Below are 23,389 nucleotides of genomic sequence, written 5' to 3' on the forward strand. Positions count from 1 at the left end.
GGTGATGCCGGGCGACAACATCGCGATGACGGTCGAGCTGATCGTGCCGATCGCGATGGAGGAGAAGCTGCGCTTCGCGATCCGCGAAGGCGGCCGCACCGTCGGCGCCGGCGTCGTCGCCAGCATCATCGAGTGATCGGAACCTTCTTGCTTTGACCGCGGCGGGCGCGCCGGACCTCCGGCGCCGCCCGTCTCGTGGAGACGGACGAACATGAACGGCCAGAACATCCGGATCCGCCTGAAGGCGTTCGATCACCGCATCCTCGACACCTCGACTCGCGAGATCGTGTCGACGGCGAAGCGGACCGGCGCCCAGGTGCGCGGACCCATCCCGCTGCCGACGCGCATCGAGAAGTTCACCGTGAACCGCTCGCCTCACGTCGACAAGAAGAGCCGCGAACAGTTCGAGATCCGGACGCACAAGCGTCTTCTCGACATCGTCGACCCGACCCCGCAGACCGTGGACGCGCTGATGAAGCTCGACCTCGCGGCCGGCGTGGATGTCGAGATCAAGCTCTGATCGGATTATTGGGAAGGACGACGCACATGCGGTCCGGACTCATCGCACAGAAGCTGGGCATGACCCGCGTCTTCACGGACGCCGGCGAGCATGTCCCTGTGACCGTGCTGAAGGTTGACCAGTGCCAGGTGGTTGGCCACCGCACTGTCGAGGCTCAGGGCTACGTCGCGCTTCAGCTCGGCGCGGGCTCGCGCAAGCCGAAGAACGTGACGCGCGCCGAGCGCGGCCACTTCGCCAAGGTCGAGGTGGAGCCGAAGCGCAAGCTCGTCGAGTTCCGCGTCAGCGAGGATGCGCTGATCCCGGTCGGCGCCGAGCTGACCGCTGACCACTTTGTGGCCGGCCAGCGCGTCGACGTCACCGGCACCTCGATCGGCAAGGGCTTCGCCGGCGCCATGAAGCGGCACAATTTCGGCGGCCTTCGCGCCACCCACGGCGTGTCGATCTCGCACCGTTCGCACGGTTCGACCGGCGGCCGCCAGGATCCCGGCAAGGTCTTCAAGAACAAGAAGATGGCCGGCCACATGGGCGACGTCCGGGTGACCACGCAGAACCTGCGCGTGGTGTCCACCGACGTGGAGCGCGGCCTGATCCTCGTCGAGGGCGCGGTTCCGGGCGCCAAGGGCGGCTGGATCCTGGTGCGCGACGCCGTGAAGACCAAGCTGCCCGAGGGCACCCCGATGCCCGGCTCGTTCCGCGAGCGCGGCGCCGCCGCGGCCCCGGCCGAAGCCTCGGCCACCGAGACGGAGAACGCGTGATGGTCGACATCGCGATCACCAAGGCCGACGGCCAGGCCGGCGAGACGGTCACGCTGTCGGACAAGATCTTCGGCCTCGAGCCGCGGACCGACATCCTGCACCGCGTCGTGCGCTGGCAGCTCGCCAAGCGTCAGGCCGGCACGCATCAGACGCTCGGCCGCTCGGACATCGCCCGCACGGGCAAGAAGATGTACAAGCAGAAGGGAACGGGCCGCGCCCGTCACGCCCAGGCCTCCGCTCCGCAGTTCCGCGGCGGCGGGCGCGCCTTCGGGCCGGTCGTGCGCTCCCATGCGCATGACCTTCCGAAGAAGGTGCGCGCGCTCGGCCTGAAGCATGCGCTTTCGGCCAAGGCCCGCGACCAGCAGATCGTCGTCGTCGACGCCTTCGGTCTCGAAGAGGCCAAGACGAAGGCGTTCAAGGCGCAGATCGAAAAGCTCGGCTTCTCCAACGCGCTCGTCGTCGACGGCGCCGAGGTGAACGCCAACGTCAAGCTCGCGGCCCGCTCCGTGCACACCGTCGACGTGTTGCCGGTGCAGGGCATCAACGTCTACGACATCCTCCGCCGCGACGTGCTGGTGCTGACCAAGGCGGCGATCGATGCGCTGGAGGCGCGCTTCAAATGACCGATCTGCGCCACTACGACGTCATCCGGTCGCCGATCATCACCGAGAAGGCGACCTACGCGTCCGAAGAGAACAAGGTCGTGTTCCGGGTTTCGGACACGGCGACCAAGCCGCAGATCAAGGCGGCGGTCGAGAAGCTCTTCGACGTTAAGGTCGTGAGCGTCAACACGCTGGTCCGCAAGGGCAAGACGAAGCGATTCCGTGGCCGGCTCGGCCAGCAGTCGGACTCCAAGCGCGCGATCGTGACGTTGGCCGAAGGCCATTCGATCGACGTGACCACGGGTCTCTGAGGCGGGACGGGGAAGGGAGCCGACAATGGCGCTCAAGAGTTACAATCCGATCACGCCCGGCCTCCGCCAACTGGTGATCGTCGACCGTTCGGCGCTCTACAAGGGCTCGCCGGTCAAGCAGCTGACCGAAGGGCTTTCGTCCAAGGGCGGCCGCAACAATTACGGTCGCGTCACCGTCCGCTTCCGCGGCGGCGGCCACAAGCGGACCTATCGCCTGATCGATTTCAAGCGGCGCAAGCTCGACGTGCCGGCGACCGTGGAGCGGATCGAGTATGATCCGAACCGGTCCGCCTTCATCGCGCTGATCCGCTATTCGGACGGCGAGCTGAGCTACATCCTGGCGCCGCAGCGCCTGCAGGTCGGCGACTCCGTGGTGGCCGGCGCGCAGGTTGACGTGAAGCCCGGCAATGCGATGCCGCTCGGCGCCGCGCCGGTCGGCACGATCGTCCACAATGTCGAGCTCAAGATCGGCCGCGGCGGCCAGATCGCGCGCTCGGCGGGCTCCTACGCGCAGATCGTCGCCCGCGACCAGGGCTATGTCACGCTGCGTCTGAGCTCGGGCGAGCAGCGGCTGGTCCACGGCCAGTGCTTCGGCACGGTCGGCGCGGTCTCGAACCCGGACCACTCGAACATCAATCTCGGCAAGGCTGGCCGTTCGCGCTGGCTTGGCCGGCGTCCGCACAACCGCGGCGTCACCATGAACCCTGTCGACCATCCGCATGGCGGCGGCGAAGGCCGCACCTCGGGCGGCCGTCACCCGGTCACCCCCTGGGGCAAGCCGACCAAGGGCAAGCGGACGCGCAGCAACAAGGCGACCGACAAGTTCATCGTGTCGAGCCGTCACGCCCGGAAGAAGAAGTAAGGAGAGCCGGCCATGGCGCGTTCAGTCTGGAAGGGTCCCTTCGTCGACGGGTACCTGCTGAAGAAGGCGGACACTGCGCGGTCCTCGACCCGCAGTGAGGTCATCAAGACCTGGAGCCGCCGCTCGACGATCCTGCCGCAGTTCGTGGGCCTCACCTTCGGGGTCTACAACGGGCAGAAGCACATTCCCGTGGCGGTCTCCGAAGAGATGATCGGCCACAAGTTCGGCGAGTTCGCCCCGACGCGCACCTTCTACGGGCACGCGGCGGACAAGAAGGCGAAGAGGAAGTAACGATGGGCAAGCAAGCAGCCAAGCGCGCGCTTCCCGACAACGAGGCGAAGGCCGTGCTCCGCATGGTCCGGATCTCGCCGCAGAAGCTGAACCTCGTCGCGCAGATGATCCGCGGCAAGAAGGTCGAGACGGCGCTCGCCGATCTGACCTTCTCGCGCAAGCGGATCGCCGGCCAGGTGAAGAAGACGCTCGAGAGCGCGATCGCCAACGCCGAGAACAATCACGACCTCGACGTCGACGATCTCGTCGTTTCACAGGCCTTTGTCGGCAAGTCGATCGTGATGAAGCGCTTCAGCCCCCGCGCCCGCGGCCGCGTCGGCACGATCCAGAAGCCGTTCTCGCATCTGACGATCGTGGTTCGTCAGGTCGAGACGGAAGCGGCGAAGGCCTGAGGAGAAGACGATGGGTCACAAGGTCAACCCGATCGGGCTTCGGCTCGGCATCAACCGCACCTGGGATTCGCGCTGGTTCGCCAGCAAGGGCGAGTACGGCAAGCTTCTGCGCGAGGACGTCGCCATCCGCGACGCGCTCCTGAAGGATCTGAAGCAGGCGGCGGTCTCCAAGATCGTCATTGAGCGGCCGCACAAGAAGTGCCGCGTTTCGATCTATTCGGCGCGCCCGGGCATCGTGATCGGCAAGAAGGGCGCCGACATCGAGAAGCTTCGCAAGAAGGTCGGCTCGATGACTTCGTCCGAGGTCCACATCAACATCGTCGAGGTCCGCAAGCCCGAGATCGACGCGACGCTGGTGGCGGAGTCGATCGCCCAGCAGCTCGAGCGCCGCGTGGCGTTCCGCCGGGCGATGAAGCGCGCCGTTCAGTCGGCGATGCGTCTCGGCGCCGAGGGCATCCGGATCAACTGCGCCGGCCGTCTCGGCGGCGCTGAGATCGCCCGCACGGAGTGGTACCGCGAGGGCCGCGTCCCGCTGCACACGCTGCGCGCCGACGTCGATTACGGGGTCGCCACCGCGAAGACTGCGATGGGCACCTGCGGCGTTAAGGTGTGGATCTTCAAGGGCGAGGTCATGGAGCACGATCCGATGGCTCAGGACCGTCGCCTGAACGATGGCGAAGGCGGTCGTCCGCCGCGCCGCGACCACGCGTGAGCGGGGACGCGAGGAGTTAAGCCATGCTGCAACCGAAGAAGACCAAGTTCCGCAAGCAGTTCAAGGGCCGCATCAGCGGCGTCGCGAAAGGCGGATTCAATCTGGACTTCGGCGCTTTCGGGCTGAAGGCCCTGGAGCCCGAGCGCGTCACCGCGCGTCAGATCGAGGCCGCGCGCCGTGCGCTGACCCGCCACATGAAGCGCGCCGGCCGCGTCTGGATCCGGGTTTTCCCGGACGTGCCGGTCTCCAAGAAGCCGACCGAAGTCCGCATGGGCAAGGGCAAGGGCGCGAACGAGTTCTGGGCCGCCAAGGTGAAGCCGGGCCGCATCATGTTCGAGATCGACGGCGTTCCGGCCGACATCGCGCGCGAGGCGCTGGCGCTCGCCGCCGCCAAGCTGCCGATCCGCACGCGCTTCGTCCAGCGCATCGCCGAGTGAGGATTTGACCATGGCCAAGGCGCAGGACTTTCGCGCGATGACCGTCGACCAGCTCGACGACGAGCTCGTGAAGCTGAAGAAGGAGCAGTTCAACCTGCGCTTCCAGAAGGCCACGGGCCAGCTCGAGAACACCTCGCGCGTGCGCCAGGTGCGGCGCGACATCGCCCGCATCCGGACCGTCGCGACCGTCAAGCGCGGCGAAGCCGCCGCGAAGGCCTGAGGAGGACATCATGCCCAAACGCGTCCTTCTGGGGACTGTGATCTCCGACAAGAACGCCAAGACCGTCGTGGTCAAGGTCGAGCGCCGCTTCACGCATCCTCTTCTCAAGAAGACCGTGCGGCGGACCAAGCACTACCACGCCCATGACGAGGACGGCCGCTTCAAGGTGGGCGACCTCGTGTGGATCGAAGAGAGCCGGCCTATCTCGCGCCTCAAGCGCTGGATCGTCAGGTCGGACGCCTCGGTGAGCCCGGACGCCTCCGCGCCCGCGCCGACCGAATAACAGACCCATCTGAAGGACAGGCCCGCCGGGCGAGGTCCGCGTGAATGCGGATACCGGTCCGGGCGAAATGGAAAGGCTGAACGGCCATGATTCAGATGCAGAGCAACCTCGACGTCGCCGACAATTCCGGCGCCAAGCGAGTGATGTGCATCAAGGTGCTCGGCGGCGCCGGCCGGCGCTATGCGAGCGTCGGCGACGTGATCGTCGTCTCCGTCAAGGAGGCGATCCCGCGCGGCCGCGTGAAGAAGGGCGACGTCATGAAGGCGGTCGTCGTTCGCACCGCCAAGGACATCCGCCGTCTCGACGGTTCGGTGATCCGCTTCGACCGCAATGCGGCCGTGCTGATCAACAACCAGAAAGAGCCGGTCGGCACGCGCATCTTCGGCCCGGTTCCGCGCGAGCTGCGCGCCAAGAACCACATGAAGATCATCTCGCTCGCGCCGGAGGTGCTGTGATGGCCGCGAAGATCAAGAAGGGCGACAAGGTCGTCGTTCTCGCCGGCCGCGACAAGGGCAAAACCGGCGAGGTGCTGGAAGTGCGTCCGAAGGACGAGCGCGCCGTGGTTCGCGGCGTGAACGTCGTCGCGCGCCACCAGCGCCAGACGCAGACCCAGGAGGGCGGCATCATCCGCAAGGAAGCCGCGATCCATCTTTCCAACATTGCGCTCGCTGATCCGAAGGACGGCAAGGCGACGCGCGTTGGCTTCAAGGTCCTGGACGACGGCCGGAAGGTGCGCGTCGCGACCCGCTCTGGGGAGCAGATCGATGGCTGAGGCAGTCTACACGCCGCGCATGAAGCAGCACTACGACGAGGTGGTGCGCGCCAAGCTGATCGAGGAGTTCGGGTACAAGAACCCGATGGCCGTGCCGGCGATCGACAAGATCGTCATCAACATGGGCGTCGGCGAGGCTGTCGCGGACTCCAAGAAGGCGACCAACGCCGCCGGCGAGCTGGCCAAGATCGCCGGCCAGAAGCCGGTCATCACTCACGCCCGGAAGTCGATCGCGACTTTCAAGCTGCGTGAGGGCCAGGCGGTCGGCGCCAAGGTCACGCTGCGCCGCCAGCGCATGTACGACTTCCTGGACCGGCTGGTCACGATCGCGCTGCCGCGCGTCCGCGACTTCCGCGGCCTGAACCCGAAGAGCTTCGACGGCCGGGGCAACTACGCCCTGGGCATCAAGGAGCACATCGTGTTCCCGGAGATCGAGTACGACAAGATCGATCAGGTCTGGGGCATGGACGTCATCGTCTGCACGACGGCGAAGTCTGACGACGAGGCGCGCGCTCTTCTGCGCGCCTTCAACTTCCCCTTCAGGCAGTGACGGGAGGATCGCATGGCTAAGAAAAGCGCGATCGAGAAGAACAACCGGCGCCGCCGCCTGGTCGCCAGGGACGCTGAGAAGCGTGCCGAGCTGAAGGCGATCGCCAAGGACGAAAGCCGTGAGCTGGAGGAGCGCTTCGCGGCGCGCCTGAAGCTCGCTGAGTTGCCGCGCAACGGCTCCAAGGTCCGCATCCGCAATCGTTGCGACATGACGGGCCGGCCGCGCGCCTACTACCGCAAGCTTGGCGTCTCGCGCATCGCGATCCGGGATCTCGGCTCGAAGGGCCTGATTCCCGGTCTCCTGAAGTCGAGCTGGTGAGGAGGAGGGAATCATGTCGATGATCGATCCCCTCGGCGATATGCTGACGCGCATCCGCAACGCGCATATGCGGAACAAGACCTCGTGCTCGACGCCCGGCTCCCGGCTGCGCCAGCACGTGCTGGACGTGCTGGCTGCGGAAGGCTACATCCGCGGCTACACCCAGACCGAGCTCGCCAACGGCCGCACCGAGTTCGAGATCGAGCTCAAGTACTACGACGGCGCGCCGGTCATCCGCGAAATTCAGCGGGTGTCCAAGCCGGGCCGTCGGGTGTACGCCTCGGTCAAGAACCTGCCGCGAGTCGCCAATGGCCTCGGCATCTCGATCCTGTCCACGCCGAAGGGCGTGATGGCGGATCATGACGCCCGCGATCAGAACGTGGGTGGGGAGATCCTCTGCCGCGTCTTCTGACGCTTGGGCAGAGGGTTTTCCGAGAAGAGCAGGATACGGAGAGCGATCATGTCGCGCATCGGCAAGAAGCCGGTCGACGTGCCGTCGGGCGTGACCGCGGCGGTTGACGGGCAGAACATCAAGGTCAAGGGTCCGAAGGGCGAACTCGCCTTCCGGGCGCATGACGACGTCGTCGTCGAGTTCAAGGACGGCAAGATCTCGGTCCAGCCGCGCGAGGACACCAAGCGCGCCCGGTCCATGTGGGGCATGTCGCGGACGATGGTGCAGAACCTCGTCACCGGCGTGACCACGGGCTTCGAGAAGAAGCTCGAGATCAGCGGCGTCGGCTACCGCGCCGCCGTCCAGGGCAAGAACCTGGTGCTGGCGCTCGGCTACAGCCATGACGTGGTCTATCCGATCCCGGACGGCATCCAGATCGTGGCCGGCAAGCCGACGGAGCTCACGGTGAGCGGCGTCGAGCGGCAGCGGGTCGGTCAGGTGGCCGCGGAGATCCGGGACTTCCGTCGCCCCGAGCCTTACAAGGGCAAGGGCGTGAAGTACGCGGGCGAGTTCATCTTCCGCAAGGAAGGCAAGAAGAAGTAAGGGCCCGGAACATGTCGAAGAATCTTGCGACCCAGGCTCGCCGCAAGGCGCGCGTCCGCCGGGCCCTCCTCGCCACCGCCAACGGTCGTCCCCGGCTGTCGGTTCATCGTTCGTCGAAGCAGATCTACGCGCAGGTCATCGACGACACGAAGGGCGTGACGCTGGCCGCCGCCTCGACGCTCGACAAGGACTTCCGCGGAAGCGGCAAGACCGGAGCGGACATCGCGGCCGCGCAGGCCGTCGGCAAGATGCTGGCGGAGCGCGCCCAAGCGGCCGGCGTCAAGGACGTCGTGTTCGACCGCGGCGCCTACATCTATCACGGCCGGGTCAAAGCCCTGGCCGAGGCCGCCCGTGAGGGCGGGCTCAACTTCTGAAGCCCGCTCGAGGCGAGAGGATAGCAAATGGCTCGTGAGCCCAGAGAGAACCGCCGCGATCGCGACCGCGAGGACAGCGAGTTCGTCGACAAGCTGGTCCACATCAACCGCGTCGCCAAGGTCGTCAAGGGCGGCCGGCGCTTCGGCTTCGCGGCGCTTGTCGTCGTGGGAGACCAGAAGGGCCGCGTCGGCTTTGGTCACGGCAAGGCCCGCGAGGTGCCGGAGGCGATCCGCAAGGCGACCGAGAGCGCCAAGCGCGGCCTGATCCGCGTTCCGCTGCGGGAAGGCCGCACGCTGCATCATGACGTCGACGGTCGCCACGGCGCCGGCCGCGTCGTGCTGCGCGCAGCCCCGGCCGGCACCGGCATCATCGCCGGCGGCCCGATGCGCGCGGTGTTCGAAACGCTCGGCGTTCACGACGTCGTCGCCAAGTCGCTGGGCTCGTCGAACCCCTACAACATGGTGCGCGCCACCTTCGACGCCCTCAAGGCCGAGGATAGCCCGCGCTCCGTCGCCGCCCGCCGCGGTCTCAAGGTCTCGACGCTGCAGGCTCGCCGCCGCGACGTCGACGCCGACGCTGTCGCCGAAGGCTGACGGTTTTAAGGGAGCTTGATCATGGCTGACGCCGCCAAGAAGAAGTCGCAGTCCGGCAGCGTGACGGTGGTCCAGACCGGCTCGTCCACCCGCCGTCCTGCGGACCAGCACGCCACGCTCGTGGGTCTCGGCCTCGGGCGCATCGGCAAGCGCCGCGAACTGGCCGACACGCCCGCCGTTCGCGGGATGATCGCGAAGGTCGCGCACCTCGTGCGCGTCGAGACGCCTGCGGGAGAGAAGTGATGGTGAAGCTCAACGATCTCCGGGACAATCCCGGCGCGACCAAGGAGCGGATCCGCGTCGGCCGCGGCATCGGCTCGGGCAAGGGCAAGACCGGCGGCCGCGGCGTCAAGGGTCAGAAGTCCCGCACGGGCGTCGCGATCAAGGCGTTCGAAGGCGGCCAGATGCCGCTCTATCGCCGCCTGCCGAAGCGCGGCTTCCACAACCCGTTCTCGCTCGACCTGAACGAGGTCAACCTCGCGCGTCTCCAGCAGGCGGTCGACGCCGGCAAGCTGGATGCGTCGAAGCCGGTCACCGAGGCTGCGCTGATCGAGGCCGGCGTGCTGTCCAAGAAGCGGGACGGCGTGAAGGTGCTCGGCCGCGGCGAACTGACGACGAAGCTCGACCTCGAGGTTTACGCGGTCTCCAAGTCGGTCGCGGACGCGATCGAGAAGCTCGGCGGCAAGGTGACGCTGCTCGCTCCTCAAAAGGATGCGGACGCCGCCTGACGTCCCTATCTGGGGGCGGCGTTTGTACTCCTATTCGTGGACGTGATCGATGGCTTCCGCCGCTGAGCAGCTTGCTGCCAACCTGAACTTCTCCGCCTTCTCGAAGGCGGGCGAACTCAAGAAGCGCATCTGGTTCACGCTCGGCGCGCTGCTCGTCTACCGGCTCGGCACCTACATCCCCATGCCGGGCATCAATCCGGCGGCGCTGGCGGAGGTCTTCCGCCAGCAGTCGACCGGCATCATCGGCCTGTTCAACATGTTCTCCGGGGGCGCGGTCGGCCGTATGGCGATCTTCGCGCTCGCGATCATGCCCTACATCTCCGCCTCGATCATCGTGCAGCTGATGACCACGGTCTCGCCGCACCTGGAGGCGCTGAAAAAAGAGGGCGAGCAGGGCCGAAAGATCATCAACCAGTACACGCGCTACGGCACCGTGGCGCTGGCGGCCATTCAGGCCTACGGCATCGCCGTCGGGCTGGAGGGCCAGAACAACGTCGTCGTCGACCCCGGGCTGTTCTTCCGCCTCTCGACCGTCGTCACGCTGACCGGCGGCACGATGTTCCTGATGTGGCTCGGCGAGCAGATCACGGCGCGCGGCATCGGCAACGGCATCTCGCTGATCATCTTCGCCGGCATCGTGGCGGAACTGCCCCAGGCGATCGCCGGAACGCTCGAGCTCAGCCGTCAGGGCGCGCTGTCGACCGGGCTGATCCTCGCCGTGATGGTGATGGCGGTCGCGGTCATCGCCTTCATCGTCTATGTCGAGCGCGCGCAGCGCCGGCTGCTGATCCAGTATCCGAAGCGGCAGGTCTCGCAGAACAAGATGACGGGCGGCGAGTCCTCGCATCTCCCGCTCAAGCTCAACACCGCGGGCGTGATCCCGCCGATCTTCGCCTCCTCGCTGCTGCTGCTGCCGACGACGATCGCGAACTTTTCGGCCGCGCAGGCCGGCGGCTCGGGTTGGCTGAGCATGATCACCACGTATCTGGCGCATGGCCGCCCGCTCTACATGGTGCTCTACGTCGCGCTGATCGTGTTCTTCTCGTTCTTCTACACGGCGATCGTCTTCAACCCGACGGAGACCGCCGACAATCTCAAGAAGTATGGCGGTTTCATTCCGGGCATCCGGCCGGGCGAGCGCACCGCGGAATACATCGACTATGTGCTGACTCGCATCACGGTCGTCGGCGCGGCTTACATCGCACTCGTCTGCGTGATTCCTGAGATCCTTATCTCGTATGCGGCGGTGCCGTTCTATTTCGGCGGCACGTCCCTGCTGATCGTCGTTTCGGTGACGATGGACACGGTCGCGCAGGTGCAGGGCCATCTTTACGCCGCGCAATATGAAGGCCTCATCAAGAAGGCCAGACTGAGAGGAAAGCGCCGATGAGGCTGATTCTCCTGGGCCCGCCAGCGGCCGGCAAGGGCACGCAGGCGGAGCGTCTGGTTGAGAAGCACGGCATCATCCAGCTCTCGACCGGCGACATGCTCCGCGCCGCGGTCGCGGCCGGCACCCCCGACGGTCTCGAGGCCAAGGACCTGATCGCGCGCGGTCAGCTGTGCCCCGACGATCTCGTGGTGAAGATCGTCGCCGATCGAATCGAGCAGCCCGACGCCCAGCGCGGCTTCATCCTGGACGGTTTCCCGCGCACCGTGGGGCAGGCCGAAGCGCTCGAGCGCATGCTCGAGGAGAAGCACATGGAGCTCGACGCCGTGATCGAGCTTGTGGTCGACGAGGACGCGCTGCTCGCGCGGGTCGAGGGCCGCGCGCGCGACGCGGCTGCGGCCGGCAAGCCGCTCCGCAGCGACGACGCCCCCGAGGTCGTCGCGCGGCGGATCGCCGACTATCGCGAGGTCACGAGCCAGCTGCGGCCGTTCTACAAGCAGCACGGCCTCTACGCCGCCGTCGACGGCATGGCGCCGATCGACGAGGTGGCGCGCGCCATCGACGAAGTGCTGGCGGAGGCGCAGGCCTCCGCCTGATCGCCGCGAGCGTAAATTTCTGCTTGACGCGAGCAGCCTGAGGCGCTACGCGCACCTTCTCACCTATAGCGTGATGGTTGCTGGCGTTGAGCGCCAAGCTTCCCTCTTGCTTTTTCAGCGCGCAAGGGCCGGGCTCCACCGGACGCGCGTTTGTCCCGGCGACGCCGGATCTTACATGGAGACTGCCTCTTGGCCCGTATCGCCGGCGTAAACATCCCGACGAACAAGCGCGTCGTCATCGCGCTCCAGTACATTCACGGCATCGGCGCCCAGAAGGCGACCGAGATCTGCGAAAAGGTCGCGATCCCGTCCGAGCGCCGGGTCAACCAGCTGACCGACGCAGAAGTCATCCAGATCCGCGAGACGATCGACCGCGACTACATGGTCGAGGGCGATCTTCGTCGCGAGGTCGCGATGAACATCAAGCGCCTCATGGATCTCGGCTGCTATCGCGGCCTGCGGCACCGCCGCGGCCTGCCGGTCCACGGCCAGCGCACGCACACCAACGCCCGCACCCGCAAGGGTAAGGCGAAGCCGATCGCCGGCAAGAAGAAGTAACGGCCTGCGGCCGTCAGGCCGCAGTTCGTCATCCTGGCCGCGCGGCGGTCGGGATCGTCCTCGCGAGAGGGTGTCTCGAAACGATCCTGGATCGGCCTCCGCCGTCCTGGATGACGCAAACTCCCGAGCGCCTGGAATTACGGGCGCGCCTGAAGGATCAAGAGTTATATGGCCAAGGAAGCCCAGCGCATTCGCCGCCGCGAGCGCAAGAACATCGCGTCGGGCGTCGCCCATGTGAATGCGACGTTCAACAACACGATGATCACGATCACCGACGCTCAGGGCAACACCGTGTCCTGGTCTTCGGCCGGCGCGCAGGGCTTCAAGGGCTCGCGCAAGTCGACGCCCTACGCAGCTCAGGTCGCCGCCGAAGACGCCGCCAAGAAGGCGGCCGAGCACGGCATGCGGACGCTCGAAGTCGAGGTTCGCGGTCCGGGTTCGGGACGCGAGTCGGCGCTCCGCGCTCTGCAGGCCGCCGGTTTCATGGTGACTTCGATCCGCGACGTGACGCCGATCCCGCACAATGGCTGCCGGCCGCGCAAGCGTCGGCGCGTCTAAGTAGACCGCCGGTTTTGCGTGCGCCCCGTCCGCGGGGCGCGTGTCCGTTTCAGGCCCCCGCCGCGGCGGCGAGGCCTACTGTGGGGCGCGAGGGCGCGTTTCCGCGGTGACTGACGAAGGATGCAGTCCGTGATCCAGAAGAACTGGCAAGACCTGATCAAGCCGAACAAGCTCGAGGTCTCCTCGAGCGGCCATGGCGACCGCATCGCCACCATGGTCGCCGAGCCGCTTGAGCGGGGCTTCGGCCTCACGCTCGGCAACGCGCTGCGCCGCATCCTGCTGTCCTCGCTTCAGGGCGCGGCCGTGACCTCGGTGCATATCGACGGCGTGCTGCACGAGTTCTCGTCGATCCCCGGGGTGCGTGAGGACGTGACCGACATCGTCCTCAACATCAAGGATGTCGCGATCAAGATGCAGGGCGAAGGCCCGAAGCGGATGGTGCTGCGCAAGCAGGGCCCCGGGCAGGTGGTCGCCGGCGACATCCAGGTGGTGGGCGACGTCCAGATCCTGAACCCGGACCTCGCGCTCTGCACGCTCGACGACGGCGCCGAGATCCGCATGGAGTTCACCGTCGACACCGGCAAGGGCTATGTCCCGGCGGACCGCAACCGTCCGGAAGACGCGCCGATCGGCCTGATCCCGGTCGACAGCCTGTACTCGCCTGTGAAGAAGGTCTCCTACCGCGTTGAGAACACGCGCGAAGGCCAGATCCTCGACTACGACAAGCTCACCCTGACGGTGGAGACCAACGGTTCGGTCTCGCCCGAGGACGCGGTCGCCTATGCGGCCCGCATCCTGCAGGACCAGCTCGAAGTGTTCGTCAACTTCGAGGAGCCGAAGAAGGAAGCCGCGCCCTCGGCGATCCCGGAGCTCGCCTTCAATCCGGCGCTGCTCAAGAAGGTCGACGAGCTCGAGCTCTCGGTCCGCTCGGCGAACTGCCTGAAGAACGACAACATCGTCTATATCGGCGACCTCATCCAGAAGACCGAGGCGGAGATGCTCCGCACTCCGAACTTCGGCCGGAAGTCGCTGAACGAGATCAAGGAAGTGCTGGCCCAGATGGGCCTGCACCTCGGGATGGAAGTCGGCGGCTGGCCGCCGGACAACATCGACGAACTCGCCAAGCGCTTCGAAGAACATTACTGAGATCGCTGAGCTCGGCGGCCAAGCCGCCTGAGCTCCGAAGGAGAAGACGAAAATGTCCATGCACGCCCGGCGGGGACGCCGCTTCAACCGGCTGCAGAGCCACCGCAAGGCGATGTTCGCCAATCTCGCGCTGTCGCTGATCGAGCACGAGCAGATCGTCACCACCCTGCCGAAGGCCAAGGATCTTCGGCCGGTGGTGGAGAAGCTGGTGACTCTCGCCAAGCGCGGTGACCTGCACGCGCGCCGTCAGGCGATCTCCGAGATCCGCCACGTCCCGACCGTGAAGAAGCTCTTCGACACGATCGGCCCGCGCTACAAGGACCGCAATGGCGGCTATCTGCGCATCATCAAGGCGGGCTTCCGCCATGGCGACAACGCGCCGGTCGCAGTGATCGAATTCGTCGAGCGCGACGTCGACGCCAAGGGCGCCGCCGACCGCGCCCGGACCGAGGCCGAAGCCGCCGCCTGATCAGGCGACAGCCCATCTTCGACTTCTGAAAGCGGCCGGCGACGGCCGCTTTTTCGTTTTCAGGCGTTGGCGACCGCAGCGTTCAGCGGCGCGACCAGGCGATGAGCGCGAGCCCTCCTGCGGCAAGCCCGGCGCCGTAATACGCCCATTCGGTCTGGCGCAGCATGAAGCTGGAGGCGGGCCAGGCGATGTAGCCGAGACCCTGGCCGATCCAGAGCCCGCCGATCGCTAGGGCCGCGAGGCCGATGAAAAGCAGCAGGGGGCGCAAGGCGGTTTCCTTCGGGTTGGCTCGAGAGGGCGTGCGGCGGGGTCGCAGTTTTACGCGCGCGCCCGCCGCATTATGTGAGACGGCTTCTGACGCCGTCGATGCGGAGCGTAAGTCATGAAACTCATCCCGGCCTTGGGCGTGGCTCTGCTCGCCGCCCTTTCGGTCCTTCCGGCCGGCGCGCAGGCCGAGGACCGGCGGCTGCCGGAGAGCCGCGAGGAGGTCAAGCTGTCCTTCGCGCCGGTGGTGCACAACGTTACCCCCGCGGTGGTGAACATCTACGCCAGCCGCACCGAGCGACGGCAGCGCAACCCGCTGTTCGACGATCCGTTCTTCCGGCAGTTCTTCGGCGACGGCGGGATGCCGCGGGAGCGCGTGCAGCGCTCTCTGGGCTCCGGCGTGATCGTCGGACCCGATGGCCTGGTCGTCACCAACAACCATGTCGTGGAGGGAATGACGGAGGTGCGCGTCGCGCTCGCCGACAAGCGCGAGTTCGAAGCCAAGATCCTGCTCAAGGACCAGCGCGCCGACATGGCGGTGCTGAAGATCGGGGACGGCTCCGAGAAGTTTCCGACTCTGGACTTCGCCGACTCGGACGCCGTTCAGGTCGGCGACCTGGTGCTCGCCGTCGGCAATCCGTTCGGGGTCGGGCAGACGGTGACGTCCGGCATCGTCTCCGCGCTTGCGCGCACGCAGATCGGCGTCGACGACTACCAGTCCTTCATCCAGACCGACGCCGCGATCAACCCCGGCAATTCCGGCGGCGCGCTGGTCGATCTCGACGGCAAACTGGTCGGAATCAACACCGCGATCTTTTCGCAGTCCGGCGGCTCCGTTGGCATCGGTTTCGCGATCCCGTCGAACATGGTGCGGGTCGTGCTCTCATCCGCGCGCTCGGGCGCCAAGTCGGTGGTGCGCCCCTGGTTCGGGGCCTCGCTGCAGACGGTCACGCCGGAGATCGCGGAGGGCCTCGGCCTCAAGCTGCCCACCGGCGCGCTGGTGTCGAACGTGGCGCCTGACTCGCCCGCCGCGAAGGCGGGCGTCGAGCAGGGCGATCTGGTGGTGGCGGTCGACGGGCGGCCGGTCGATGGCGTGGAGGGCTTCAACTACCGCTTCGCGACCCGGCCGGTCGGCGGCCAGGCGGAGATCACGCTCAGCCGCGGAGGCGCCGAGCGCAAGGTCCGGGTGGAGCTTTCGCGCGCGCCCGAGATTCCGGCGCGCGAAGCGCGTGCGCTCCGCAGCGAGTCGCCTTTCCAGGGCGCGACCGTCGGCAATCTGTCGCCGGCGCTCGCCGACGAGATGTCGCTCGACCAGGCGTTGCGCGGCGTGGTGGTGATGGAGGTCGCCGACGGCTCGATCGCCCAGCAGCTCGGCTTTCAGAAGGGGGACATCGTTCGCGCCGTGAACGACGCGAAGGTCGCTGACGTGCGCGACCTCGTCCGTATCTCCTCAGGTCATCCGCGGGTCTGGAAGGTCACCATCGAGCGCGACGGGCATACCATCACCTCCGTGTTCGGAGGCTGATGGACGTGGCCAACCTGTTCGAGGCGGCTGGACTTGAGCGCGACGCGCCGCGCCCGCTTGCGGACAGGCTCCGCCCGACGACGCTCGACGAGGTGATCGGGCAGCAGCATCTGCTGGGGCCGGACGGCGCGCTGGGTCGCCTGGTGGCGGCGCGCAGCCTTGGCAGCCTGATCTTCTGGGGACCGCCCGGCACCGGCAAGACGACCGTCGGCCGGCTGCTGGCGGACGCCACGAACCTCGCCTTCGAGCCGATCTCCGCGATCTTCTCCGGCGTCGCCGATCTGAAGAAGGTGTTCGAGACGGCGCGGGCGCGCCGCGCCGCCGGCCGCGGAACCCTGCTGTTCGTCGACGAGATCCACCGCTTCAACAAGGCGCAGCAGGACAGTTTCCTGCCGGTGATGGAGGACGGCACCGTCACGCTTGTCGGCGCCACCACCGAGAACCCGTCCTTCGCCCTTAACGCCGCCCTGCTGTCCCGCGCCCGCGTGCTGGTCTTCAAATCGCTCGACGCCGAAGCGATCGAGAAGCTGCTGGCGCGCGCCGAAGCGATCGAGGGCAGGGGGCTTCCGCTCGACCCGGAGGCGCGCGCGGCGCTGATCCGCATGGCCGACGGCGACGGCCGCGCGGCGCTCACGCTCGCGGAGGAGATCTGGCGTGCGGCGCGGGCGGGGGAGGTGTTCGACGCAGAGCGCGTGCAGGACGTCGTGCAGCGGCGCGCGCCGATCTACGACAAGTCCGCCGACGGGCACTACAATCTGATCTCCGCGCTGCACAAATCGGTGCGCGGCTCGGACCCGGACGCCGCGCTCTACTGGCTGGCCCGCATGCTCGACGCCGGCGAGGACCCGCTCTACCTCGCCCGCCGGCTGATCCGCATGGCCTCCGAGGATATCGGCCTCGCCGATCCGCAGGCGCTCACCGTCGCCATCGCGGCGCGCGACGCCTATGAGCAGCTCGGGACCCCGGAAGGCGAGCTAGCGCTTGCGGAATGCGTGGTGCATCTCGCGACCGCTCCGAAGTCGAACGCGGTCTATGTCGCCTACAAGCGGGCTCGCGCGGCGGCGAAGGAGCACGGCTCGCTGCTTCCGCCCAAACACATCCTCAACGCGCCCACCAAGCTGATGAAGTCGGAGGGCTACGGCGCCGGCTACGCCTATGATCACGACGCGCCCGAGGCGTTTTCGGGTCAGGACTACTTCCCCGAGGAAATGGGCCGTCGGCGGTTCTACGATCCGCCGGACCGGGGGTTCGAGCGGGAGCTCAGGAAGCGGCTGGACTATTGGGCGAAGCTCCGGGCGGAGCGGGAGTAGATCATGGTCCCTGCGCTTCTCGTCGCGCTCGGGGGAGCGCTGGGCTCCGTCGCGCGCTATCTGGTGAACGTCGCCGCCGCCCGCGCCTTCGGGATGAGCTTCCCTTGGGGCACGTTCACGGTGAACGTCGTCGGCGGCTTCGTCATGGGGCTGATCGCGGCCATGCTGGCGTTCAGGAGCGGCTCGCAGGAGCTGCGCGTGTTTCTGATGACCGGCGTGCTTGGCGGCTTCACCACCTTTTCGGCCTTCTCGCTCGACGCGGTGACGCTATGGGAGCGGGGGGATGCGGGCCTCGCCGCAGGTTATGTGGCGGCCTCCGTCGCGCTCTCGATCGCTGCTCTGTTCGGCGGCCTCGCGCTCGGGCGCGCGCTAGGCTAAAAGACCAGTTCTTCTCAATCGAAACGTAAAGTCGTCGACGCGCCGCGAGCCGGGCGTCGCGGCCGTATCGGCGAACCGAAAGCACGTCCGTGATGGCCGACCGCACCTCACGCGGATCCAAGCCGGGGTCCCGCCCCCCTGTACGCACCAAGGCCGGCCGTCCGACCAAGGCGGCAGCCAGGGCCGCCGCCGGCGCGGCGTTCCGCAACCCGGCCAAGAAACCCGCCGCGCCGAAGCTCTCCGGAGCGCCGCGCTCGGCGGTCGAGAAGAGCATCGCGATGGCGGCCAAGCCGCTGCCGGCGCTGCCCGGCAAGGCGGCGGGCGTGCAGACGATCCCGGTGCGCGACTCCGAAGAAGGCATGCGGCTCGACCGCTGGTTCAAGGAGCGCTTTCCCGCGCTCGCATTCGGGCACCTGCAGAAGCTTTGCCGGACAGGCCAGATCCGGGTGGACGGCGCGCGCGCCAAGACGGCGACCCGGCTTTCCGCCGGCATGCAGATCCGCGTGCCGCCGCTCAAGAACGAGGACGAAGACGGGGAGGGCGTTGCCGCGCCCGCCGTGCGCCAGGCGTCGAGCGACGACAAGGACGCCAAGTTCCTGAAGGACATCACGCTCTTCGAGAGCCGCGAAATCCTGGTGCTGAACAAGCCGTTCGGTCTTGCGGTGCAGGGCGGCTCCGGCACGACGCGACACGTCGACGGGATGCTTGACGCTTTGCGCGACCGGCAGGGCCAGAAGCCGCGCCTCGTCCACCGCATCGACAAGGACACAGCGGGCGTTCTGGTGGTGGCCAAGACCCGGCTCGCCGCCTCGGAGCTCGCCCGCGCCTTCCGCTCCCGGCTCACCCGCAAGATCTATTGGGCGCTCGTCGCCGGCGTGCCGCGCGTGCGGCAGGGCCGGATCTCGACCTATCTGGCGAAGGGCGAAGGCGAGGGCGCCGAGGGAGAGCGCATGCAGGTCGCGCTGCACGGGGACGACGGCGCGGCCCATGCCCTTACCTATTACGCCGTGGTCGATCAGGCCGGGCAGAAGCTCTCATGGCTGTCGCTGAAGCCGGTCACGGGCCGCACCCACCAGCTCCGCGCCCATTGCGCCCATATCGGCCATCCCATCGTCGGCGACCCGAAGTACTTCAACGTCGAGAACTGGGAATTTCCCGGCGGCCTGCAGAATCGGCTGCACCTGCTGGCGCGCCGGCTCGTGCTGCCGCTCGCGAATGGCGACATCCTCGACGTCTCCGCGCCGCTGCCGCCCCATATGGCGCAGTCCTGGAGCGTGCTCGGCTTCGACGCCAGCGAGTACGATCCGATCGTCGACGCGCCGGAAGACTGAGCCTCGATCGCCCAGCGCGGCTCGCTTGTGCGCAACGGCGCGCGGGCTTAGGTCATGGCCTATGAAGCTCGTGATCTTCGATGTCGACGGAACCCTCGTCGACAGCCAGCACGCCATCGTGGCGGCGATGTCGGAAGCCTATCTGCAACATGGCCTCCCGGCTCCGACGCGAGAGGCGGTGCGGGCGATCGTCGGCCTCTCGGTGGCCGAGGCCGTGGCCGAGCTCTCGGCGGAGGCGTCCGACCATCCGCTCGAGGCGCTCGGCGAGGCCTTCAAGAGCAGCTTCATGGATCGCCGCAGGCGTTCGCCTGACGCGATGCCGCTCTATCCGGGCGCGCTCGAGATCATCGAGGCTCTGGCGGCGCGCGAAAATGTGCTGTTGGGCCTCGCCACCGGAAACTCGCGGCGCGGGGTGGCGCACTTCCTCGACCGGTATGGACTGCACGGCCGTTTCGTCACTCGGCAGACCGCCGACGACGCGCCCTCGAAACCGCATCCCGCGATGGTGCTTCAGGCCGCCGCCGAGGCCGGCGTGGCTCCGCAGGACGCCGCGATGATCGGCGACACCACCTTCGACATGGAGATGGCGCGCGCTGCGGGCGCGCGGGCGATCGGCGTCTCGTGGGGGTATCACCCGCGCGACCGGCTGCTGGCGGCGGGCGCGGAGACCATCCTGGATAGTTTCGAGGAACTGCCGGGAGTTCTGGGGCTTCTCAACGTGGAGGCGGCGTGATGACTGATGTTCGTTCAGATGCGCCCGGCAAGACCGCGCTGCCGAAGCGGTTCTACAAGCAGGTCGATGTTCTTGAGGACGCGGGGCTTTTTTTCGTAACGCTCGACAGCCGGAAGGTGAGGACGCCCGCCAGGGCCGAGCTCGCCTTTGCGTCGCGCCGGCTCGCCGAAGCCGTGGCGGAGGAATGGCGCGCCCAGAAAGAGGTCATAGACCCGCGGACGATGCCGCTCACCCGCATCGCCAATGTCGCGCTCGACGGCGTCGCCCGCGAGCGGGACGCCGTGGTGGCGGAGATCGTCAAATACGCTTCGAGCGATCTCGTCTGCTATCGAGCCGACACGCCCGACCGGCTGGTGGCCCGGCAGAGGGAGCATTGGGATCCGGTGCTGGCCTTCGCGCGCGACGAACTGCGCGCCCGCTTCATCCTCGCGGAAGGCGTGATGTTCGTCGATCAGCCGGCGGAGACGCTCGAGGCGGTGCGCCATGCGGTGCCGCGGGAGGACGATTTCGTCCTCGCCGCCCTCAGCACGATCACGACCTTGACCGGTTCGGCGCTTCTCGCGCTTGGCGTCCTGCGGGGCTGGCACACGGCCGAACAGGCGTGGGCGGCCGCAAACGTGGATGACGGGTGGAACGCCGAACTCTGGGGCCATGACGCCGAGGCCGCGGCCCGGCAGGAAGCCCGGCGCGTCGAGATGGACGCCGCCGCGCGCATGCTCGCTCTGAGCGCCTTGCGCGACTGAAGCAGCCTGCGATCTCGCCTCAAGCGGCGGCCTAGACGCCTGAAACGCAGTTCCTCTGCAGATCCCGCTGCTGACCTACCCTGGACATAGTTGTCGCACCTTCCGGTGGAGAACTTTGCTCTGATTGATCATTCGACAATATTCTGCGCGTCGCGGTTGAGGGCTTCGGTTAAGCAGGAGCTTTCCGGGGGGAAACAACATGCGAATCGTTCGTCTGCTCCACGTCGCCGCCGCCGCGCTCGCGCTTGGCGTCAGCGCCTGCGCAAGCTATCCGCCAATGGTTCCGAGAGAGTCCTTCATCGACAAGGTCGATGTGAGCCTCAAGGAAACCGTGACGTCGCCCACGATCGGCGGCCTCGTCGCCGCGCAGACGCGCCGGGAGGCCTCGCGTTTCGGTCACAGCGGCGCGCCGAAGCAGCTGCGGATCATGGTCACGGAGCTTCACTACAAAGACGCTTTGAAGTCCGCTCTGGTGGGCGACGCCAATAAGCTGTCCGCTCACGTTTCGGTCGCCGACGCCAGCGGCAGGCCGCAAGGCGAATTCGACGCCGTCGCGCTCGACCAGGTGGCGCTGAACGGGCTGTCGGGGGTGCTGATCGCGGCGATGCAGGACAAGAGCGTCGTCGACCAGCGTCTCGCTGACGGGCTCGCGGTCGAAGTCATGGCCAAGGTTTACGGCTCCGACGCCGCCGCCGAGGCCAGCAAGCGCCCGATCGTCGAGGAAGCGGAGCCCGCGCCGATCGCGCCATCCCCCGCAGCGCCTGAACGACAGGGTGCGCCGGTGAAGCCCAAAGCGGCTCCTGCGCCCAGCGCCTGAGGGCGCGGGTGTGAAGATCGGCCCCGCAGGCCGGGCCGGTCTTCCTCCTTTGTCGACGTTGCCGCGCCGCGTGCGCCGGGCTAGGGCTGCACCGCAACATCCTTGATTTTCGAAGGGCGCGGTCGCGATGAAGGACATTCTGCAGGAGCTTGAGCAGCGCCGCGCGACGGCCCGACTCGGGGGCGGAGAGAAGCGCATCGCCGCCCAGCACGCGCGCGGCAAGCTCACGGCGCGCGAGCGGCTCGAGATCCTGCTCGATCCCGGCTCCTTCGAAGAATACGACATGTTCGTCGAGCACCGCTCGAGCGACTTCGGCATGGAGAAGCAGAAGATCCCGGGCGACGGCGTCGTCACCGGCTGGGGCACGGTGAACGGCCGCAAGGTCTTCGTCTTCGCCAAGGACTTCACCGTGTTCGGCGGTTCGCTGTCCGAGGCGCACGCGCAGAAGATCACCAAGATCCAGGACATGGCGATCCGCAACCGGGCGCCGGTGATCGGCCTGTTCGACGCCGGCGGCGCGCGCATCCAGGAGGGCGTCGCGGCGCTTGGCGGCTATGGCGAGGTGTTCCAGCGCAACGTGCTGGCCTCAGGCGTGATCCCGCAGATCTCGGTGATCATGGGTCCGTGCGCCGGCGGCGACGTCTATTCGCCGGCGATGACTGACTTCATCTTCATGGTCCGCGACCGCTCCTACATGTTCGTGACGGGTCCGGACGTGGTGAAGACCGTGACCAACGAGACGGTCACGTCCGAGGAGCTGGGCGGCGCAAAGGTCCACACCACCAAGTCCTCGATCGCCGACGGCGCCTATGACAATGACGTCGACGCTCTGGTCGACATGCGCCGGCTGATGGATTTCCTGCCGGGCAACAACATCGAGGGCGTGCCGGAATGGCCGTCCTTCGACGATCCCGACCGGCTGGACGCCTCGCTCGACACGCTGATCCCGGACAATCCGAACAAGCCCTACGACATCAAGGAGCTTATTCTGAAGACGGTCGACGAGGCCGACTTCTTCGAGATCCAAGAATCCTTCGCGCGCAACATCGTCACCGGCTTCGGGCGGATGGAGGGCCGCACGGTCGGCATCGTGGCAAATCAGCCGATGGTGCTGGCCGGGGTTCTCGACAGCGATGCGAGCCGCAAGGCCGCGCGCTTCGTGCGCTTCTGCGACTGCTTCGAAATTCCGATCGTGACCTTCGTCGACGTGCCGGGCTTCCTGCCCGGCACCGCGCAGGAATATGGCGGCCTCATCAAGCACGGCGCCAAGCTGCTGTTCGCCTACGCGGAGGCGACCGTGCCGAAGGTCACCGTCATCACCCGCAAGGCGTTCGGCGGCGCCTATGACGTCATGGCGTCCAAGCATCTGCGGGGCGACGTGAACTACGCTTGGCCGTCGGCGCAGATCGCCGTGATGGGCGCCAAGGGCGCGGTCGAGATCATCTTCCGCGGCGCCGACGCCGAGGGCATCGCGCAGAAGACGAAGGAATACGAGGACCGCTTCATGTCGCCCTTCGTCGCGGCCGAGCGCGGCTACATCGACGAGGTCATCCTTCCTCGCTCGACGCGCCGCCGGGTGGCCCGCGCGCTCGCCATGCTGAGGGGCAAGCGGCTCGAGAACCCGTGGAAGAAGCACGACAACATTCCGCTGTAAGGCTTGTTTCGTCCCACCTTGGGACGGGCCGTCCGAAAAAGGTTGACGCCGATTTGCGGCGATAAACCTTTCGGTAACTTCCGACTCGCTTTCGCGCGCTGTTAACGCTTCATTAACCCTCGCGATCGAGAGCGAGGGCGTGCGCCTGCGCGCCGCTGACCAGGCGGCGCTTCGTGGCCGATCGCGCGTAGCGATGAGGTCAGGA

At 67.3% G+C, this 23,389-nt stretch carries 36 protein-coding genes and 1 pseudogene; 36 read left to right on the forward strand and 1 reads right to left on the reverse strand.

All coding sequences use genetic code 11. The features are described from left to right. The 28 genes and pseudogenes from tuf to rplQ all read left to right on the forward strand — a co-directional run. Window positions 1-136 (forward strand): annotated as a pseudogene (gene tuf / locus VM780_RS02545) (elongation factor Tu); the annotation flags it as partial. Window positions 137-211: 75 nt separating this feature from the next. Beyond that, window positions 212-520: a 30S ribosomal protein S10 gene (gene rpsJ / locus VM780_RS02550; RefSeq protein ID WP_020178162.1), complete on the forward strand. Its 309-nt coding sequence runs from the start codon at window positions 212-214 to the stop codon at window positions 518-520. A gap of 26 nt (window positions 521-546) precedes the next feature. After that, window positions 547-1,275, forward strand: coding sequence for a 50S ribosomal protein L3 (rplC, locus tag VM780_RS02555; RefSeq protein ID WP_325444808.1), 729 nt, complete (start codon window positions 547-549; stop codon window positions 1,273-1,275). Beyond that, the gene (gene rplD, locus VM780_RS02560; protein ID WP_325444810.1) at window positions 1,275-1,898 is read left to right on the forward strand and encodes a 50S ribosomal protein L4; all 624 of its coding nucleotides are present in this window, start codon (window positions 1,275-1,277) and stop codon (window positions 1,896-1,898) included. Before rplC ends, rplD begins: the two co-directional genes overlap by 1 nt. Next, entirely contained in the window at window positions 1,895-2,188 is a 294-nt protein-coding gene (locus tag VM780_RS02565) for a 50S ribosomal protein L23 (protein WP_325444812.1), read from the forward strand. The genes rplD and VM780_RS02565 overlap by 4 nt, the downstream gene beginning before the upstream one ends. A 25-nt stretch (window positions 2,189-2,213) precedes the next feature. After that, a complete protein-coding gene (gene rplB, locus VM780_RS02570; RefSeq protein WP_325444814.1) occupies window positions 2,214-3,050 on the forward strand; it encodes a 50S ribosomal protein L2 in 837 nt (278 codons plus the stop codon). A 12-nt stretch (window positions 3,051-3,062) separates the two neighbouring features. After that, on the forward strand, window positions 3,063-3,341 hold the full coding sequence (gene rpsS / locus VM780_RS02575; protein ID WP_325444816.1) for a 30S ribosomal protein S19: 279 nt from the start codon (window positions 3,063-3,065) through the stop codon (window positions 3,339-3,341). Window positions 3,342-3,343: 2 nt separating this feature from the next. Further along, entirely contained in the window at window positions 3,344-3,733 is a 390-nt protein-coding gene (gene rplV / locus VM780_RS02580) for a 50S ribosomal protein L22 (RefSeq protein ID WP_325444818.1), read from the forward strand. Window positions 3,734-3,743: 10 nt separating this feature from the next. Continuing rightward, window positions 3,744-4,445, forward strand: a complete 702-nt coding sequence (rpsC, locus tag VM780_RS02585) for a 30S ribosomal protein S3 (RefSeq protein WP_325444820.1) — start codon at window positions 3,744-3,746, stop codon at window positions 4,443-4,445. Window positions 4,446-4,468: 23 nt separating this feature from the next. Further along, complete coding sequence (gene rplP, locus VM780_RS02590; protein ID WP_325444822.1) at window positions 4,469-4,882, forward strand: 50S ribosomal protein L16; 414 nt, start codon at window positions 4,469-4,471, stop codon at window positions 4,880-4,882. Between the two features lie 10 nt (window positions 4,883-4,892). Then, window positions 4,893-5,102 carry a 50S ribosomal protein L29 gene (gene rpmC / locus VM780_RS02595; protein ID WP_325444824.1) on the forward strand — a complete coding sequence of 70 codons (210 nt, stop codon included), beginning with the start codon at window positions 4,893-4,895 and terminating at the stop codon, window positions 5,100-5,102. Between the two features lie 10 nt (window positions 5,103-5,112). After that, on the forward strand, window positions 5,113-5,385 hold the full coding sequence (rpsQ, locus tag VM780_RS02600; RefSeq protein WP_325444826.1) for a 30S ribosomal protein S17: 273 nt from the start codon (window positions 5,113-5,115) through the stop codon (window positions 5,383-5,385). A gap of 86 nt (window positions 5,386-5,471) precedes the next feature. After that, entirely contained in the window at window positions 5,472-5,840 is a 369-nt protein-coding gene (rplN, locus tag VM780_RS02605) for a 50S ribosomal protein L14 (RefSeq protein WP_325444828.1), read from the forward strand. Further along, a complete protein-coding gene (rplX, locus tag VM780_RS02610; protein ID WP_325444830.1) occupies window positions 5,840-6,157 on the forward strand; it encodes a 50S ribosomal protein L24 in 318 nt (105 codons plus the stop codon). The genes rplN and rplX overlap by 1 nt, the downstream gene beginning before the upstream one ends. Continuing rightward, window positions 6,150-6,707 (forward strand): 50S ribosomal protein L5, encoded by a 558-nt coding sequence (gene rplE / locus VM780_RS02615; RefSeq protein ID WP_325444832.1) that lies wholly within the window; start codon window positions 6,150-6,152, stop codon window positions 6,705-6,707. Before rplX ends, rplE begins: the two co-directional genes overlap by 8 nt. A 12-nt stretch (window positions 6,708-6,719) precedes the next feature. Further along, complete coding sequence (gene rpsN / locus VM780_RS02620) at window positions 6,720-7,025, forward strand: 30S ribosomal protein S14 (protein ID WP_325444834.1); 306 nt, start codon at window positions 6,720-6,722, stop codon at window positions 7,023-7,025. 13 nt (window positions 7,026-7,038) lie between these two features. Further along, complete coding sequence (gene rpsH / locus VM780_RS02625) at window positions 7,039-7,437, forward strand: 30S ribosomal protein S8 (protein WP_325444836.1); 399 nt, start codon at window positions 7,039-7,041, stop codon at window positions 7,435-7,437. A 48-nt stretch (window positions 7,438-7,485) separates the two neighbouring features. Then, window positions 7,486-8,019, forward strand: a complete 534-nt coding sequence (gene rplF, locus VM780_RS02630; RefSeq protein ID WP_325444838.1) for a 50S ribosomal protein L6 — start codon at window positions 7,486-7,488, stop codon at window positions 8,017-8,019. Between the two features lie 11 nt (window positions 8,020-8,030). Next, window positions 8,031-8,393 (forward strand): 50S ribosomal protein L18, encoded by a 363-nt coding sequence (gene rplR / locus VM780_RS02635; protein WP_325444840.1) that lies wholly within the window; start codon window positions 8,031-8,033, stop codon window positions 8,391-8,393. A 27-nt stretch (window positions 8,394-8,420) separates the two neighbouring features. Further along, window positions 8,421-8,987, forward strand: coding sequence for a 30S ribosomal protein S5 (rpsE, locus tag VM780_RS02640; RefSeq protein WP_128775912.1), 567 nt, complete (start codon window positions 8,421-8,423; stop codon window positions 8,985-8,987). A 21-nt stretch (window positions 8,988-9,008) separates the two neighbouring features. After that, entirely contained in the window at window positions 9,009-9,230 is a 222-nt protein-coding gene (gene rpmD / locus VM780_RS02645) for a 50S ribosomal protein L30 (protein ID WP_183393868.1), read from the forward strand. Between the two features lie 2 nt (window positions 9,231-9,232). Then, window positions 9,233-9,715: a 50S ribosomal protein L15 gene (rplO, locus tag VM780_RS02650; RefSeq protein WP_325444971.1), complete on the forward strand. Its 483-nt coding sequence runs from the start codon at window positions 9,233-9,235 to the stop codon at window positions 9,713-9,715. Between the two features lie 49 nt (window positions 9,716-9,764). After that, complete coding sequence (secY, locus tag VM780_RS02655) at window positions 9,765-11,105, forward strand: preprotein translocase subunit SecY (protein ID WP_325444847.1); 1,341 nt, start codon at window positions 9,765-9,767, stop codon at window positions 11,103-11,105. Beyond that, window positions 11,102-11,698, forward strand: coding sequence for an adenylate kinase (locus VM780_RS02660; RefSeq protein WP_325444849.1), 597 nt, complete (start codon window positions 11,102-11,104; stop codon window positions 11,696-11,698). Before secY ends, VM780_RS02660 begins: the two co-directional genes overlap by 4 nt. Before the next feature lie 189 nt (window positions 11,699-11,887). Continuing rightward, the gene (rpsM, locus tag VM780_RS02665; RefSeq protein WP_325444852.1) at window positions 11,888-12,256 is read left to right on the forward strand and encodes a 30S ribosomal protein S13; all 369 of its coding nucleotides are present in this window, start codon (window positions 11,888-11,890) and stop codon (window positions 12,254-12,256) included. A gap of 168 nt (window positions 12,257-12,424) precedes the next feature. Further along, the gene (gene rpsK, locus VM780_RS02670; RefSeq protein ID WP_020178186.1) at window positions 12,425-12,814 is read left to right on the forward strand and encodes a 30S ribosomal protein S11; all 390 of its coding nucleotides are present in this window, start codon (window positions 12,425-12,427) and stop codon (window positions 12,812-12,814) included. Between the two features lie 120 nt (window positions 12,815-12,934). Continuing rightward, window positions 12,935-13,960, forward strand: a complete 1,026-nt coding sequence (locus tag VM780_RS02675; protein WP_325444857.1) for a DNA-directed RNA polymerase subunit alpha — start codon at window positions 12,935-12,937, stop codon at window positions 13,958-13,960. 58 nt (window positions 13,961-14,018) lie between these two features. Further along, window positions 14,019-14,429, forward strand: coding sequence for a 50S ribosomal protein L17 (rplQ, locus tag VM780_RS02680; protein ID WP_325444973.1), 411 nt, complete (start codon window positions 14,019-14,021; stop codon window positions 14,427-14,429). Window positions 14,430-14,511: 82 nt separating this feature from the next. Here rplQ and VM780_RS02685 read toward each other — a convergent pair whose 3' ends face one another. Further along, window positions 14,512-14,697, reverse strand: a complete 186-nt coding sequence (locus VM780_RS02685; protein WP_325444859.1) for a hypothetical protein — start codon at window positions 14,695-14,697, stop codon at window positions 14,512-14,514. Window positions 14,698-14,811: 114 nt separating this feature from the next. Between VM780_RS02685 and VM780_RS02690 the strand changes: the two genes are divergently transcribed. From VM780_RS02690 to VM780_RS02725, 8 genes are all read left to right on the forward strand, one after another. After that, window positions 14,812-16,218, forward strand: a complete 1,407-nt coding sequence (locus VM780_RS02690; protein ID WP_325444861.1) for a DegQ family serine endoprotease — start codon at window positions 14,812-14,814, stop codon at window positions 16,216-16,218. Further along, window positions 16,218-17,528 carry a replication-associated recombination protein A gene (locus VM780_RS02695; RefSeq protein ID WP_325444863.1) on the forward strand — a complete coding sequence of 437 codons (1,311 nt, stop codon included), beginning with the start codon at window positions 16,218-16,220 and terminating at the stop codon, window positions 17,526-17,528. The genes VM780_RS02690 and VM780_RS02695 overlap by 1 nt, the downstream gene beginning before the upstream one ends. Before the next feature lie 3 nt (window positions 17,529-17,531). After that, window positions 17,532-17,906: a fluoride efflux transporter CrcB gene (gene crcB / locus VM780_RS02700; RefSeq protein WP_325444865.1), complete on the forward strand. Its 375-nt coding sequence runs from the start codon at window positions 17,532-17,534 to the stop codon at window positions 17,904-17,906. Between the two features lie 92 nt (window positions 17,907-17,998). Further along, entirely contained in the window at window positions 17,999-19,237 is a 1,239-nt protein-coding gene (locus tag VM780_RS02705; RefSeq protein WP_325444869.1) for an RluA family pseudouridine synthase, read from the forward strand. A 61-nt stretch (window positions 19,238-19,298) separates the two neighbouring features. Next, window positions 19,299-19,970 (forward strand): HAD-IA family hydrolase, encoded by a 672-nt coding sequence (locus VM780_RS02710; RefSeq protein ID WP_325444871.1) that lies wholly within the window; start codon window positions 19,299-19,301, stop codon window positions 19,968-19,970. After that, window positions 19,970-20,713 (forward strand): ATP12 family chaperone protein, encoded by a 744-nt coding sequence (locus VM780_RS02715; RefSeq protein ID WP_325444873.1) that lies wholly within the window; start codon window positions 19,970-19,972, stop codon window positions 20,711-20,713. The genes VM780_RS02710 and VM780_RS02715 overlap by 1 nt, the downstream gene beginning before the upstream one ends. A gap of 199 nt (window positions 20,714-20,912) precedes the next feature. Beyond that, window positions 20,913-21,530 (forward strand): hypothetical protein, encoded by a 618-nt coding sequence (locus VM780_RS02720; RefSeq protein ID WP_325444875.1) that lies wholly within the window; start codon window positions 20,913-20,915, stop codon window positions 21,528-21,530. A gap of 127 nt (window positions 21,531-21,657) precedes the next feature. After that, the gene (locus VM780_RS02725) at window positions 21,658-23,184 is read left to right on the forward strand and encodes an acyl-CoA carboxylase subunit beta (protein ID WP_325444877.1); all 1,527 of its coding nucleotides are present in this window, start codon (window positions 21,658-21,660) and stop codon (window positions 23,182-23,184) included. Window positions 23,185-23,389: the final 205 nt, after the last annotated feature.

It is taken from the genome of Hansschlegelia sp., assembly GCF_035538955.1.
Classification (GTDB): domain Bacteria; phylum Pseudomonadota; class Alphaproteobacteria; order Rhizobiales; family Methylopilaceae; genus Methylopila.